This is a genomic window from Bacillus sp. A01H (assembly GCF_045277205.1).
Classification (GTDB): Bacteria; Bacillota; Bacilli; order Bacillales; family Bacillaceae_G; genus Bacillus_A; species Bacillus_A paranthracis.
Genome location: NZ_CP117702.1, coordinates 2,845,811 through 2,861,745, shown reverse-complemented (window position 1 = coordinate 2,861,745; position 15,935 = coordinate 2,845,811). Strand labels below are relative to the sequence as shown.

Sequence of the window (15,935 nt, the reverse complement as noted above, 5' to 3'; positions counted from 1 at the left end):
CAAAGGGAAAATGTTATAGTAAAATGAGAGTATATGACATTTTTAGGTAAGGGGGAATCCTCGGTGTGGATTACTTCAGAAGTAGAAATTCCAGACGAGTTAATTGATCATCTTGAAAAAGGAAAGTTAGTGCTATTTGTTGGAGCGGGAGTTTCTATGAAAGGGAAATCAAACTTACCGAATTTTGATGATTTAGTTGATGAAATTGCAAAAACGTTATATGTCGAAAAACGTGAAATTACAGAACCGCATGATTATTATCTTGGTAAAATTGCGAAAACAAAAGATGTACACCAAGTTGCAAGAGATTTAGTTCATATTGAAAAGTCAAAGCCGAATCCGCTTCATTATGCGATTCCGAGGTTGTTTCCTTTAGATACAGAAGTCCGCATTGTAACAACAAATTTTGATCGACATTTTACAACTGCGATAAAAGAAATGAATAGAGAATTAAACGTATATTACGCACCTGCGTTACCTACAGGTAGAGCGTTTAAAGGACTTGCTTACATACATGGCAATATAGAACAAGAAAAAGAAGCGTTAATTTTAACAGATGGTGATTTTGGAAGGGCTTACTTGACAGAAGGATGGGCAAGAAGGTTTTTAGTTGATTTATTCTCGAATTATACCGTTTTATTCGTTGGATATAGCCATAATGACCCAGTAATGAAATATTTAGCAACTGGTTTACCACCAAGTACAAGACGTTATGCATTTGTCGCACAAGGGGAAAATACGTACCACTGGGAGCATTTAGGAATACGGCCGATTGTATATCCGAATAAAGGTAATAATCATCAATCTCTCGTTAAAGCAGTAAAACGATGGGCGGAGTTAATGGGGGATAATTATATTACAAAACGAATGCGAATTCGTGACATAGTAACAGTACCGCCGTCAGTAGAGCAGGAACAATTATCATACATAAAACAATCTATAAAAAAAATTGAAACAGTCCGCTACTTCGTTGAATTTGCTCACGATTATGAATGGGTGGAATGGCTTGAAGCGGAAGGGAAATTACAAAATTTATTTTTAATTAAATCAAACTATAATGAGGTAGATGAATTACTTGCAAAATGGTTAGTGGAACAATTTCTTTTTAGTCATCAAAAAGAATTATTTCAATTAATTTTTAAAAATCATTCTAAACTATCTCCGTTATTATGGAGAACAATTTGTAGCTACTTAAACGAAACGAAAATGAAAATGGACCCGTTGTTGTTTGCAAGGTGGACACTGCTTTTATTAGAAACAGCTGAAAAAGATAGTAAATCGATCGAAACAATTTCTTACTTACTGCAAAAATGTTCTTTTCCTGAGCATAAAGAAATCGCTTTATTATTACTAACGTTTATTTTGGGCGGCAAACTTAAGTTGAAGCGTGAAAGAAAGTGGGGAAATGATACCGGGGAATCAATAGAACTTGAGGAATCGAGTCGTTTACCCGTGTCGACATTTTCTTTTGTGGAGCAAATTTGGAATGAAAAGATGAAACCGCATATTTCCTATTATGCCGTTCCAATTATGATGATGGGAATAGAGAAGATGCGGATGTTATCACTAAGGCAAGCGGCACTGAAAAAAAGGGATAAGGAAAATGTGGAAAAAGAGTTTCAGCAAAATGATCTAGCGTTTTTAATTCAAATTGTAAAAGAATGTTTAACCTATCTATGTGAAAACGATGAGAAAAAAGCAAATTATTATATTACAGAAATGATAGAAGCAAACAGCGTACTTCAAAATCGAATTGCAATTGATGCGATGAATAAAAATGTATTTGTTAGCGCCGATGAGAAAATGAAATGGTTGTTACAGGAAGGAATTCTTTTAGACGTCACGTATAAACAAGAAGTTTTTCAACTTATAAAAAATCATTACGCACTCTCTTTAGAAAAAACAAAGGAAGAAGTCATTCAAATTGTATTAAAGGACCTTGCGGAGGAAAGAGCATTTGATGTTTGTTTCGTGTTGGATTTATTATTCACTTGTGATTCGAATAGTCCATCTACGGCAAAAGGTTACGAGTTAATGAAGCAAAAACATCCTCATTTTCATTCTGAGCGATACAGTGTACAAAAGAAAGAGGCGGCAGAACAAAGTATTACTTGTAATGTGACAGCTGATGGATTATTGCAACTAAAAGACGATGAAATTATGAAGCAAGTTCAGCAATTTTCTCAAGATGGTGTTTTTGAACAACGTCATTTTTTAGAGATGTTATCGAAAGCATGTAAATTGAATACAGAATGGAGTATTTCATTTGCATATCAATTAGTTGGAATGCACGAAATAAGTAATGAAGTATGGTTTGTTTGTATTAGGGAGTGGCGAAATAACCGAGGACTGACAAATGAACAAATACAAAAAGTTATTCCTCTATTACAGAAATTCGTTAGAAATACAGCTTTTCACTGGTTAATTAGTAGCTTTCTATATGAAATTAGTAATCGATTAGAAGAGTTAGAGGAAAATAGTATACGCAATGTAAAGCGGTTTGCTTTTTCGGTATTCCCTCAAGTCATGAAAAGTGACACGGATTTTAAGCTGGCAAAACAAGATTTTTACAATGAATCGATTCAGCATCCTGTTGGGAAAATGACAGCAGTATTATTAAAACTGTTATCATATGATCATTTATACGATCGTAATGTGTATGAATATTTATTTTTGTTTGAAGAACAAGTAAGAATTAGTACAGAACGGACAAATTTTATGATAGCTCGTTTAGTAGCAGATATTACATTTCTTTATCATATTGAGAAGCAATGGTGCCGAAAATATTTGTTGCCGTACTTAGAGTTAAAGAAGGAAAATGAGATTACGAAATATGCATGGGCTGGCCTATGTTACACACAAATCAATTTACCTTTATTTACAGAAATGAAGCGTTTTATTAAGTATGCGGTAGAACATTTGAAAGTATTACATCCGCATACGAGGGAAGCTTTCTTAAAATGGCTCAGTTTTGTATTTATTAAATGTGTACTGTATTGGGAACAAAAAACAGACTGGTTATACCCTTTACTTATACGAGAAAATGAAGAAAATAAAATTAAATTTATGCAGTTCTTATGCTATTATGTCAAAACGTTAAGTGCAAAAGAACAACAAAAATTTTGGGCAGCTTGGCTCAGTATATTTTTGCGAGAGCGACCGAAAATGGGGGGAATCACAGCTAGAGAATATGTAATGCTTTTACGTATTATTTTATTTATGGATGAAATAGTAGAAAGAGGATTATCTATCATTTGTAAAACATTTTTGGACGTGGGTGGAAAAGGGAATCAAACGGAGTTAAAACAGTTATTTCATGAAATACTTGAGAAGACAGAGAGTATAAAAATGTATAAAGAGTTGTATGCAAACGTATTTTTCACTTTACTGCAAACGCTTCAGGAAGCTAATTTACTTGAAACGGAAATCATTCAAATAAAAGAATTATTAATTGGATATAGAGTAGAAAAATGTGTAATAAATGCAATAGATAATGAGATAATTCGCATCGGAATTGTTCTGGAGAATTTACAAGAAGAAATGTAGGGCAAAAATGTAATTTAAAAAAATATATAAAAAGTTGTTGACAGTGTTTTGAAAAGCGTTCTATAATACGAATCATACTTATTCAATTTCAAAAAACATTTGAATAAACAAAGTGCAATGAAGAGATCACAGTAGTGGTTAGTCTTACTGTAACAGAGAGCTGGTGGTTGGTGTGAACCAGTACAGAGATAATCATGAATTACAGTCTTGGAGCATCTTTTTCGTAGTAAAGATAGTATTGTCTTTATGAAGAAAAAGCGGTCAATTGATCGTTAACAGTGAAGAGAGGTAGACAGAAATTTAGTCTACAACTAGGGTGGTACCGCGATAAATATCGTCCCTACTGATTTATTCAGTAGGGACTTTTTGTGTTTTAATGGCCCAACTTGAAAATTAAATATGTATGCGTTGAAAGGAAAAGCAGTAGTTGTTGTTTCCCTGTAACAGAGAGCTGGTGGTCGGTGTGAACCAGTACAAAAACAAGAGCGAATTACAGTCCTAGAGCATCTTTTTCGTAGTAAAGATAGTATATATCTTTATGAAGGGAAAGACGGTCAGATGATCGTTAACAATGAAGAGAGGTAGACGAAAGAAGTCTACAACTAGGGTGGTACCGCGATAAATATCGTCCCTACTGATTGCATCAGTAGGGATTTTTTGTACAAAAAAAGTGGGTTTTTAACTAGTAGAGAGTGTCTTTGTACGAATGATTAGTTTAAAATAAGAAGAGGTATCGATTCCACTTTAAATTTGTATAATTGACCAGTTCAGAAAATAGAGAATTTTTCATTCTCTTACTATACTTTTAAAACATTAGAGGAGGATTTCCAAATGGCAAATCATGAATTAGATCAATTACGTAAACAGGTAGATGAAATTAACTTACAACTATTACACCTTTTAAACAAACGTGGTGAAATCGTTCAAAAAATTGGGGAGCAAAAGCAAGTACAAGGTACGAAACGTTTTGATCCAGTACGTGAGCGTGAAGTACTTGATATGATCGCTGAGAATAACGAAGGACCATTCGAAACGTCAACGGTTCAACATATTTTCAAAACAATCTTCAAAGCTAGCTTAGAATTACAAGAAGATGATAACCGTAAAGCATTACTAGTATCACGTAAAAAGAAACAAGAAAACACAATCGTTGATGTAAAAGGTGAATTGATTGGTAACGGCACACAAACGTTCATCATGGGACCTTGTGCGGTAGAAAGCTTAGAACAAGTTCGCCAAGTAGGGCAAGCGATGAAAGACCAAGGCTTAAAATTAATGCGCGGTGGTGCTTTCAAACCGAGAACATCGCCATACGATTTCCAAGGTTTAGGAGTAGAAGGATTACAAATTTTACGCCAAGTAGCAGATGAATTCGACTTAGCAATCATTAGTGAAATTTTAAATCCAAATGATGTTGAAATGGCATTAGACTACGTTGATGTAATTCAAGTTGGTGCACGTAACATGCAAAACTTCGATTTACTACGAGCTGTAGGTAAAGTTAACAAGCCAGTATTATTAAAACGTGGATTAGCAGCAACAATTGATGAGTTCATTAATGCAGCAGAATACATCATTGCACAAGGTAACGACCAAATTATTCTATGTGAGCGTGGTATCCGCACATACGAAAGAGCAACACGTAACACATTAGACATTTCAGCAGTACCGATTTTAAAGAAAGAAACACATTTACCAGTTGTTGTTGACGTAACGCATTCAACTGGACGTAGAGATTTATTATTACCAACAGCGAAAGCGGCTCTTGCAATTGGCGCAGATGCAGTAATGGCTGAAGTACATCCAGACCCTGCAGTTGCATTATCAGATTCTGCACAACAAATGGATATTCCAGAATTCCATAAATTCATGGAAGAGTTAAAAGGATTCAAAAATAAATTATCTTAATTCCATATCATATATGCGCTGAAGAGGAAACAGTAGTGCTTATCTCACTGTTAAAGAGAGCTGATGGTTGGTGTGAATCAGTACAAAGGTAAGCATGAATTACAGCCTTGGAGCATCTTTTTCGTCAAGTTTTGATGGGAAAGACGGTCTAATGATCGTTAAAGAAGAAGAGAGGTAGACGAAAGAAGTCTACAACTAGGGTGGTACCGCGATGAACATCGTCCCTACTGAGCGCTCAGTAGGGACTTTTTTGTACAAAAAAATAGTAAAGGGGCAAGAGAAATGAGATACATTACAGCTGGAGAATCACATGGACCGCAGTTAACAGTTATTTTAGAAGGTGTACCAGCAGGTTTAACGCTGGCGGCGGAACATATTAATAAAGAATTATTAAGAAGACAAAAAGGGCACGGACGCGGAAGACGTATGCAAATTGAAACAGATACAGTTGAAATTGTAAGTGGTGTTCGTCATGGGATGACACTTGGCTCACCCATTACGTTAATCGTAAAAAATGATGATTTCAAACATTGGACGAAAGTAATGGGTGCAGAGCCAATTTCGGAAAAAGAAAGTAAAGAAATGAAACGTACAATTACGAAACCACGTCCAGGACATGCGGATTTAAACGGGGCAATTAAATACGGTCACCGTGATATAAGAAACGTACTAGAGCGCTCATCTGCAAGAGAAACGACAGTTCGTGTAGCTGCTGGTGCAGTTGCGAAACAAATTTTAAAAGAATTAGGCGTAGAAATAGCAGGGCATGTACTTGAAATTGGTGGAGTAAAAGCAAAACATATTTCAAACTTGTCAATTGAAGAAATTCAAACAATTACTGAAAATTCACCAGTTCGATGTTTAGATAAAACAGTAGAACAAGAGATGATGGATGCGATTGATAACGCAAAAAGTAGCGGAGATTCAATCGGTGGTATAGTTGAAGTTATTGCAGAAGGTATGCCAATTGGCGTCGGTAGTTACGTTCATTACGATCGTAAATTAGATGCAAAACTTGCTGGTGCGATTATGAGTATTAATGCATTTAAAGGTGCTGAAATTGGCGTTGGTTTTGAAGCGGCAAGACAGCCAGGAAGTAAAGTGCATGATGAAATTTTATGGGATGAAGAACAAGGATACACGAGAAAAACGAATAATGCCGGCGGTTTAGAAGGCGGTATGACAACGGGAATGCCAATTGTCGTAAGAGGTGTAATGAAACCAATACCTACATTATACAAACCGTTAGCAAGCGTTGACATTGATACGAAAGAAGCATTCCAAGCGAGTATTGAAAGATCTGATAGCTGTGCAGTACCAGCAGCAGGTGTAGTAGCTGAATCTGTTGTAGCATGGGAACTTGCACATGCACTAGTCGAACAATTCGGAAAAGATCGTATGGAATTAATTCAACAAAACATTACGCAACATAATAAATACGCAAAAGAATTTTAATAAAAAGGTGGTTTTAACATGCAAGTAAAAGAGCAACTATCATCATTACAACCATATAAACCAGGTAAATCACCTGAACAAATGAAAGAAGTGTACGGAGATCATTCGTTTGTTAAATTAGCATCGAATGAAAATCCATTCGGCTGTTCACCACGAGTTTTAGATGAGTTGCAAAAATCGTGGTTGGATCATGCTTTATATCCTGACGGAGGTGCTACAACGCTCCGTCAAACAATTGCAAATAAGTTACATGTGCAAATGGAACAAGTACTTTGCGGTAGTGGTTTAGATGAAGTCATTCAAATAATAAGCCGTGCAGTACTAAAAGTAGGTGATAACATCGTAACGGCTGGAGCAACATTCCCACAGTATCGTCATCATGCAATTATAGAAGGTTGCGAAGTGAAGGAAGTTGCGTTAAATAACGGTGTATACGACTTAGACGAAATTTCTTCAGTAGTAGATAACAATACAAAAATCGTATGGATTTGTAATCCAAATAACCCGACAGGCACATATGTGAATGACCGAAAATTGACTCAATTTATTGAAGGCATTAGTGAAAATACGTTAATTGTCATTGATGAAGCGTACTATGAATACGTAACAGCAAAAGATTTTCCAGAGACATTACCGCTTTTAGAAAAACATAAAAATATTCTTGTACTTAGAACGTTTTCTAAAGCGTACGGATTAGCTTCTTTCCGCGTTGGATATGCGGTTGGACATGAAGAGTTAATCGAAAAATTAAATGTCGTACGTTTGCCATTTAACGTATCTTCATTAGCACAAAAAGCAGCGACGATTGCTTTTGGTGATGAGGAGTTTATTGAGGAAATAGTTCGTGTAAATACAGAGGGATTACAACAATACGAGAGCTTTTGTAAGGAACATGATATTCCATTTTATCCATCGCAAACAAATTTCATCTTTTTGCCAGTTGAGAATGCTGGAGAGATTTATGAAGCTTGTGCACACGCAGGATTTATTATTCGTCCGTTCCCAAATGGCGTCCGTATTACAGTCGGAACAAGGGAGCAAAATAAAGGAGTGATTTCAGTGTTACAACAACACTTTGAAAATAAAAAAAGAAAGTCTCGAGATGAGGCAAATGCATAAGAAGGTAGTATTAATTGGAACTGGTTTAATCGGAGGCTCTCTCGCATTAGCAATTAAGAAAGAGCACGATGTAACGATAACAGGTTATGATATATTTCAAGAACAAGTAGAGCGTGCAAAAGAATTACACGTAGTAGATGAAATAGCAGTAAATTTACAACATGCATGTGAAGAGGCACATTTAATTGTTTTTGCTTCACCAGTTGAAGAAACGAAGAAGTTATTACACAAATTAGCGTCATTTCGTTTACGAAAAGATGTTATTGTAACCGATGTTGGTAGCACAAAAGGAACAATTATGAATGAAGCGGAAGCTTTATTTTCAAAGGAAATTTCTTTCATTGGTGGACATCCGATGGCAGGTTCTCATAAAACGGGAGTTGAAAGTGTAAAAGCGCATTTATTTGAAAATGCATTTTATATTTTAACGCCAATGAATCATGTGCCAAATGAACCTGTGGAAGAGTTAAAAGATTGGTTAAAAGGAACAGGGTCACATTTCCTTGTTTTAAATACAGAAGAACATGATTATGTAACAGGGATCGTTAGTCATTTCCCGCATCTTATTGCCGCTGGATTAGTAAAGCAAGTGGAGAAACATGCAGGAGATAATCCACTTATTCATCAGCTAGCTGCTGGAGGTTTCAAAGACATTACACGTATCGCATCTAGTAGTCCGAAAATGTGGAGTGATATTGTTAAGCAAAATCGAGAGCATTTAATGGTATTATTAAAAGAGTGGATCTCTGAAATGGAAGATTTATATGATACAGTTTCTAGCGGAGATGCAGGCGAGATTCAAAACTATTTTGCGGATGCGAAAGAATACCGTGACTCTTTACCGGTAAGAAAGAGAGGGGCGATTCCTGCCTATCACGACTTATACGTCGATGTTTTAGATAAAGTAGGGGCATTGGCTCACATTACAAGTATTTTAGCGCGCGAAGAAATTAGTATTACGAACTTGCAAATATTAGAAGCACGTGAAGGATTGCTTGGGGTATTACGTATTAGCTTCCAAAGAGAAGAAGATCGTATGAAAGCAAAGCTAGCGCTTGGAGAAGAAAAATACCAAACGTATGAAACAATTTAAATGAGAAGGTGAAAACGTGAAGGAAAGAACAATACAACCTGTTAATAACGGATTAAATGGCAATATTACAATTCCAGGAGATAAATCGATTTCTCACCGCGCTGTCATGTTCGGTGCGATTGCAGAAGGAAAAACAACAATTAAAGGTTTCTTGCCTGGTGCAGACTGTTTAAGTACGATTTCTTGTTTTAAAGAAATGGGAGTAGACATCGTACAAAACGGTGATGAAGTCACTGTAGTTGGTAAAGGATTAGAAGGTTTACAAGAACCGAAAGCTGTATTAGATGTTGGTAATTCTGGTACAACTATACGTTTAATGTCAGGAATTTTGGCAAATACACCATTTTTCTCTTGCGTACAAGGTGATGCGTCTATTGCAAAAAGACCGATGAAACGTGTAACAAATCCATTAAAACAAATGGGTGCAAACATTGATGGCCGCGAAGAAGGAACGTTTACACCGCTAACAATACGTGGTGGGGATTTAAAAGCAATTGAATACACTTCCCCGGTAGCAAGCGCACAAGTGAAATCAGCTATTTTACTTGCAGGACTTCGTGCAGAAGGTGTAACAGCTGTTACAGAACCACATATTTCTCGCGATCATACGGAAAGAATGCTTGAAGCATTTGGCGTCAAAGTAACTCGCGAAGGAAAGACAGTGAAACTAGCAGGTGGACAAAAGTTAACAGCGACGGATGTTCAAGTACCAGGTGACGTATCATCAGCTGCCTTTTTCTTAGTAGCAGGTGCAATTATTCCAAATAGTAAACTAGTATTACAAAACGTAGGTATGAATCCAACACGTACAGGTATTATTGATGTTTTAGAGAAAATGGGTGCTACGTTCACTGTAGAGCCAATTAACGAAGGAGCATCAGAACCAGCTGCAAACATTACAATTGAAACATCTTCATTAAAAGGAATCGAAATCGGCGGAGATATTATCCCTAGATTAATTGATGAAATTCCTGTAATCGCATTAGCGGCAACGCAAGCAGAAGGAATTACAGTAATTAAAGATGCACACGAATTAAAAGTAAAAGAAACAAACCGTATTGATACAGTCGTAGCGGAATTAACGAAACTAGGTGCTCGCATAGAAGCAACTGAAGACGGGATGATTATTTACGGGAAATCAGTTTTAAAAGGAAATACAGTTAATAGTTATGGTGATCACCGCATCGGAATGATGCTTGCGATTGCCGGCTGTCTAGCAGAAGGAAAAACAACAATTGAAGACGCAGAAGCAGTAGGCGTATCATACCCTACATTCTTCGAAGAACTTCAAAGGTTAACTAAATAAATGGATGAGAAGCAGATACAGGATGTATCTGCTTTTTTATATTGAATTTGTGTCGTTAAGTCTATATAATTTCATTCACCGCACTGTAATATTTTAAATTATGGTACAATTCAAATAAAGAAGGGGGAAAATTTATGAACGTTATACGATTAAAAGAAGATAAATTTAGAGAAGCATTACGCTTATCAGAATACGCTTTTCAATATAAAGTTGAAGAAGAACGAATGCAGCAGCAACTTACAAGAATGAAGGAAAGTCATGAAGTATACGGTATTATGGAAGGTAATGACTTAGCTGCAAAACTACACCTTATTCCGTTTCATATATACATAGGAAAAGAAAAATTTAAAATGGGTGGCGTTGCAGGGGTAGCGACGTATCCAGAATACAGAAGAAGCGGATATGTGAAAGAATTGCTTCAACATTCTCTTCAAACGATGAAAAAAGACGGATATACAGTATCAATGTTACATCCATTTGCTGTTACATTTTACCGTAAATACGGCTGGGAACTTTGTGCGAATCTTCTCGTATGTCATTTGACAAAGAGTGATTTAGTTATGAAAAAACAAGTGAATGGTACTGTGAAACGTTTCAATAAAGAAAATCACCCAGAAGAAGTCGAGAAGCTTTATGAAACATTTGCAGAACGTTTTTCTGGTATGCTTGTTCGCAATGAAAAATGGTGGTTACAAGCTGTTTATGAGGATTTAACATTAGCAATTTACTACGATGAAAATAAAACTGCAGCAGGTTACATGTTATATAAAATAGAAAAATCTAAAATGACTGTAGAAGAATTCGTACCACTGCATAATGAAGCACGAAATGGTCTATGGAACTTTATTTGCCAACATGATTCTATGATTAAAGAACTTGAAATGACAGTAAGTGAAAACGAACAGTTGTTATATACATTGCAAGAACCACGTGTGAAAACAGAAATAAAACCATATTTTATGGGAAGAATTGTAGATGTAGAGCATTTCTTAAAACAGTATGAGTTAAACTGGAACAATGTACAACAAGAAGTCATTCTACACATTACAGATTCATTTGCACCGTGGAATAATGTATCAGTGAGACTTGCAAATTATGAAATAACAATTATAGAAGAAACGATGGATAAAGGGATCAAGCTAGATATAAATGCACTATCTACAATATTGCTTGGATACAAACGCCCATTAGAACTAAATGAATTAGAATTAATTAGCGGAAGCGAAGAGGAAATACGGGCGTTTGAGAATGTAGTACCAGTGCACAAGCCGTTTATTTATGATTTCTTTTAATCTGCATATTTGAAATCGGGCTATTCTAAAATTTCATTTGGAATAGCTTCTTCAAATGTTGTCAGTTTTTGTCGGTAAGTCGATATATTTTGAAGATCGCTGATATAAATTTTTTCACAAAACAAGGGATTAAAAACGCAATGATACTTGTCACACACTTGACTTTTAACCGATGTAATTTATAATTAAAACCGGAATGAATTTTCATTCCTGAAATTGAGGTGAAAAAATGGCTAAAAATAAACAAGAAGACATTTTTGATGCGGCAATACAACTTTTTGCAGAACGAGGTTATGATGGTACAACAATTCCGATGATTGCTGAAAAAGCAAAAGTAGGTGCTGGTACCATTTATCGTTATTTTGAAAATAAAGAAGCACTTGTTAATTCTTTATTTACGAAAAGTGTTTTACAGCTATCAGAGTTAATAAAAACCGACTTTCCAGTCAATGCAAATATTCGTGAACAGTTTAGCCATACATACAACCGTTTATTTGAATTTGCAAGACAAAATGCAGATGCTTTTCTTTTTACGAATTCTCACTGTGATAGTTATTTTCTCGATGAACATAGTAATGAAATATTCGAGGATTTTATGGGTTTCTTTATGGACTTGATTGAGGATGGAATCGAAAAAGGTTTTCTCCGTCCATTACCACCAATTGCGTTAATTATCATTGTATATCAACCGATTGAAAAATTAATTAAAGTAATGGAAACAGGCCAATTAGAATATACAGAAGAATTGGTAAAAGAACTGGAAGAAAGCTGTTGGAATGCTATTAGAATCATTTGATTCTATAGCGTTATAAGGATAGGAATGAACATTCATTCCGATGAGGGTGTGAAAAAGAAAAGTAGGAGATGATCAATCTGTACAATTAAAGGAATGAATATTCATTCCGAAATCCATAGTTTAATAGAGCTAAAAAGTAAATTAATAGAACGAGAGGAATGAACGTTCATTCCGAAAGGGTGTTTTCAAAATAATAGGAATGAATATTCATTCCGTAACTAACGTAAAATTTTAATCGTGGGAGATGATGAAAATGAGCAAGCTGAGAAATTGGAGAAGTTTATCTTTTCTATTGTGGATAGTTATTACCATTACAATGATCGTTACGATGCCTAATATGGATAAATTAGTGAAAGAAAAAGGGCACATTACGATTCCTAATACAGAACAAAGTAGTATTGCTGACAAAATGATAAAAGAAATGAATAAAGACGGGACAGAAAAGTATGAGATTATAGCAGTTTTTAATAGTGGTAGTAAAACAGCTTTAACGACTGAACAAAAAGAGGAAATAACAAAAACAATCAATGCTTTGCAAAATGAAAAAGAACAATTAGGAATTAAAGAAGTTGTTTCACATTTAGATAATAAAGAATTAGAGAAACAATTCGTTTCTAAAGATAATACGACTATTTTAACGCAAATATCGATAGATAAAAAACATGGTGAAATATCGAAAGTTTCAAATAATCTTCATAATAAAGTGAAAACGAAAGGGGTAAAAACGTACTTAACAGGAAGTGACTTAGTAGCAGGTGATTTTCTTACATCTTCTCAAGAGGGAGTGAAAAAGACTGAAGTTATTTCTATCATTTTCATTCTTGTAGTATTAATCATTGTATTCCGTTCACCTGTTGTTCCGATTATTTCACTTCTTACAGTTGGTGTATCGTACTTAGTTTCAATGGGGGTTATTGCCCATCTTGTAGATCAATTTAATTTCCCGTTTTCAAACTTTACGCAAGTCTTTGTAGTTGTTGTCCTGTTTGGGGTTGGAACAGACTATAACATTTTATTATTTACGAGATTTAAAGAAGAATTAAGTAAACAAGAAAACTCATTTTTGGCTACGAAAGAAACATTTAAATCGGCAGGGAAAACCGTTTTATATAGCGGGATAGCAGTACTAATTGGTTTTGCATCTCTTGCTTTAGCGAGCTTTAAATTATATCAATCTACTTCAGCGGTAGCAATTGGTGTTGCAGTATTATTACTCGTATTAACTACGTTAAATCCATTTTTCATGGTGCTTCTAGGAAAAGGGATGTTTTATCCAGTTAAAACATTTAAAGGCCATGAAGATAGTCGTCTATGGGGATTCTTTGCGAAAAATTCAGTTGCAAGACCGTTTGTCGCTTTAATTATTGTATTCGTGATATCGATTCCTTTCGTATTAGAGTATTCTAATACACTTAATTACAACGATTTATTTGAAGTAGACAATAAATATGAGTCGAAAATGGGGATTAACGTAATAGAAGAACATTTTCCACCTGGTTTTTCTTCACCAAGTACGTTAGTCATTCAATCGAATAATAAGTTAGATGAGGCGAGTTCGCTTCAAACTTTAGATGAACTAACTGAAAAGATTTTGAAAGTGAAAGGTGTTTCAGAAGTATATGCACCGACACGTCCAACTGGTGAAAGAATTCAAGAACTATATATAAATAAACAAGCGGGTGAACTAAATACAGGTTTAGGAGATGCCAATGGTGGTATAAAGGAAATTAATGATGGATTAACTACTGCGAAAGATAAAATGGGTAGTAAGGATTCAAATAGTCTTGCAAACGTTCAAAAGTTAATTGATGGAACAAATGAAGCGAAAAATGGTGTATTGGCATTAGGAACAGCTTTAAATCAACTATCAAATGGCATAAATGACGGAGCAAAAGGTGCGCAGCAAATTGAGAGTGGGTTAACTTCAGTAAATGAAAATATAAGTGTATTATCTCATGCAACTTCACAACTTCATGCTGGCTATACGCAGTTAGAAAAAGGTTTAAGTTCTTACGATCAATACTTCGGAAGTATTTCTCAAGCGATTGACGGTGCGAAGAAAGGTTATGAACAAATTGAAATGTTAATGACCAATTTCATTCAAACGAAACCAGAATTAGCAAATGATCCTAACATTCTGCAGACGATAGGAATTGCTAAAGAGGCTCAAAAGCAATTAGGTGGGCTGTCAAATGAATTAAATCAATTAGCAGCGCAGCACAATGCGGCGATGGGATCATTTAAAGAAGCGAATCAATCGTTATTGAAAGTGGATAACGGCTTAAAAGAAATGAGCAATGGAGTTACTAAGTTACAAAAAGGAGCAGCTGATCTTAAAAATGGATTAAATGAAGGAGCAACAGGTTCAAAACAAATTGCAAACAAGTCATCTGAGTTACAAACCGGATTAACGAAAATAAACGATGGGCAAGGTCAGCTATTAACCGGACTGAAAGACTTGCAAGAACAGATGGGACAATTACAATCAGGACTATCTAAAAGTACAGAAGGCCTTGAAAAGGTAAGTAACGGCCTAGGGGATGCTCAGAAATATTTAGGAGAACTAAATGAATCAAAAAGCTCTGAGAAATTTTATATTCCAAAAGAAGTTTTGGAGGGAGAAGATTTCCAAAAAGCTTTGAATACGTACATGTCACATGATAGAAAGACTGCTAAAATGACAATCATTTTAGACGTAAATCCGTATTCAAAAGAAGCCATGCCAATTATTCAAGAAATCAATAAAACGATAGATGGTACTTTGAAGGGGACGGAATTAAATCATGCGAAAACAGCAATTGGAGGAACAACAGCTAGAAACGTTGATTTAAAAGAAGTAACAGGGCAAGACTTCTTACGTACAGCTACAATTATGTTAATTGGAATTGCAATCGTATTAATCGTGATTACACGTTCATTATTAAACACAATCTTTATTATTGGATCTTTAATATTAGCTTATTTTGCATCACTTGGTATAAGTGAACAAATTAGTACACACTTACTAAACGTAGATTCACTAAGCTGGAATGTTCCATTCTTTAGTTTCATAATGATTGTCGCTTTAGGAGTGGATTATAGTATTTTTGTAATGATGAGATACAATGAGTTAGAAGAGGACCCAGCGACGAAAATTGTAACTGCTTCTCGTCATATCGGAGGAGTCGTATTATCAGCGGCACTTATTTTAGGTGGTACATTTGCTGCATTAATCCCTTCAGGTGTATTAACGCTTATACAAGTAGCATCCGTTGTTGGTGTTGCATTGTTACTATTAGCTATTATTGTGATGCCGATATTGCTACCTGCTTTAATAGGCTTAACGAGTAAAATGAAGAATTATGCAAAGAAATTAAGTGAAAGGAAATAAAAGAATCGCCTTTTAAAAGTAACTGTTTCAGTTATGAGAGAGAACATATA

General features: G+C 35.2%; 9 protein-coding genes and 3 other annotated features. All 9 genes read left to right on the top strand.

All coding sequences use genetic code 11. The annotated features are described in order from the left end of the window. Window positions 1–33 precede the first annotated feature (33 nt). The 9 genes from PSR14_RS15105 (at window position 34) to PSR14_RS15065 (ending at window position 15,885) form a co-directional block, all read left to right on the top strand. Window positions 34–3,546, top strand: coding sequence for a DUF4020 domain-containing protein (locus PSR14_RS15105; protein ID WP_406644024.1), 3,513 nt, complete (start codon window positions 34–36; stop codon window positions 3,544–3,546). A gap of 108 nt (window positions 3,547–3,654) precedes the next feature. After that, window positions 3,655–3,891: a binding site (T-box leader), on the top strand. A 54-nt stretch (window positions 3,892–3,945) separates the two neighbouring features. After that, window positions 3,946–4,182 (top strand) — a binding site (T-box leader). A 195-nt stretch (window positions 4,183–4,377) separates the two neighbouring features. Then, the gene (locus tag PSR14_RS15100) at window positions 4,378–5,454 is read left to right on the top strand and encodes a bifunctional 3-deoxy-7-phosphoheptulonate synthase/chorismate mutase (RefSeq protein ID WP_001273581.1); all 1,077 of its coding nucleotides are present in this window, start codon (window positions 4,378–4,380) and stop codon (window positions 5,452–5,454) included. A gap of 9 nt (window positions 5,455–5,463) precedes the next feature. After that, window positions 5,464–5,683: a binding site (T-box leader), on the top strand. Between the two features lie 53 nt (window positions 5,684–5,736). Then, window positions 5,737–6,909: a chorismate synthase gene (aroC, locus tag PSR14_RS15095; protein WP_001269408.1), complete on the top strand. Its 1,173-nt coding sequence runs from the start codon at window positions 5,737–5,739 to the stop codon at window positions 6,907–6,909. An 18-nt stretch (window positions 6,910–6,927) separates the two neighbouring features. Next, a complete protein-coding gene (gene hisC, locus PSR14_RS15090) occupies window positions 6,928–8,028 on the top strand; it encodes a histidinol-phosphate transaminase (protein WP_098487212.1) in 1,101 nt (366 codons plus the stop codon). Continuing rightward, entirely contained in the window at window positions 8,021–9,121 is a 1,101-nt protein-coding gene (tyrA, locus tag PSR14_RS15085) for a prephenate dehydrogenase (protein WP_061536117.1), read from the top strand. Before hisC ends, tyrA begins: the two co-directional genes overlap by 8 nt. 16 nt (window positions 9,122–9,137) lie before the next feature. Continuing rightward, window positions 9,138–10,427: a 3-phosphoshikimate 1-carboxyvinyltransferase gene (aroA, locus tag PSR14_RS15080; protein WP_000664611.1), complete on the top strand. Its 1,290-nt coding sequence runs from the start codon at window positions 9,138–9,140 to the stop codon at window positions 10,425–10,427. A gap of 134 nt (window positions 10,428–10,561) precedes the next feature. Continuing rightward, window positions 10,562–11,719 carry an enhanced intracellular survival protein Eis gene (gene eis, locus PSR14_RS15075; RefSeq protein ID WP_001100974.1) on the top strand — a complete coding sequence of 386 codons (1,158 nt, stop codon included), beginning with the start codon at window positions 10,562–10,564 and terminating at the stop codon, window positions 11,717–11,719. A 229-nt stretch (window positions 11,720–11,948) separates the two neighbouring features. Beyond that, window positions 11,949–12,515, top strand: a complete 567-nt coding sequence (locus PSR14_RS15070) for a TetR family transcriptional regulator (protein WP_001107293.1) — start codon at window positions 11,949–11,951, stop codon at window positions 12,513–12,515. Between the two features lie 253 nt (window positions 12,516–12,768). Further along, entirely contained in the window at window positions 12,769–15,885 is a 3,117-nt protein-coding gene (locus PSR14_RS15065; RefSeq protein WP_142328646.1) for an MMPL family transporter, read from the top strand. The last annotated feature ends 50 nt before the right edge of the window (window positions 15,886–15,935 follow it).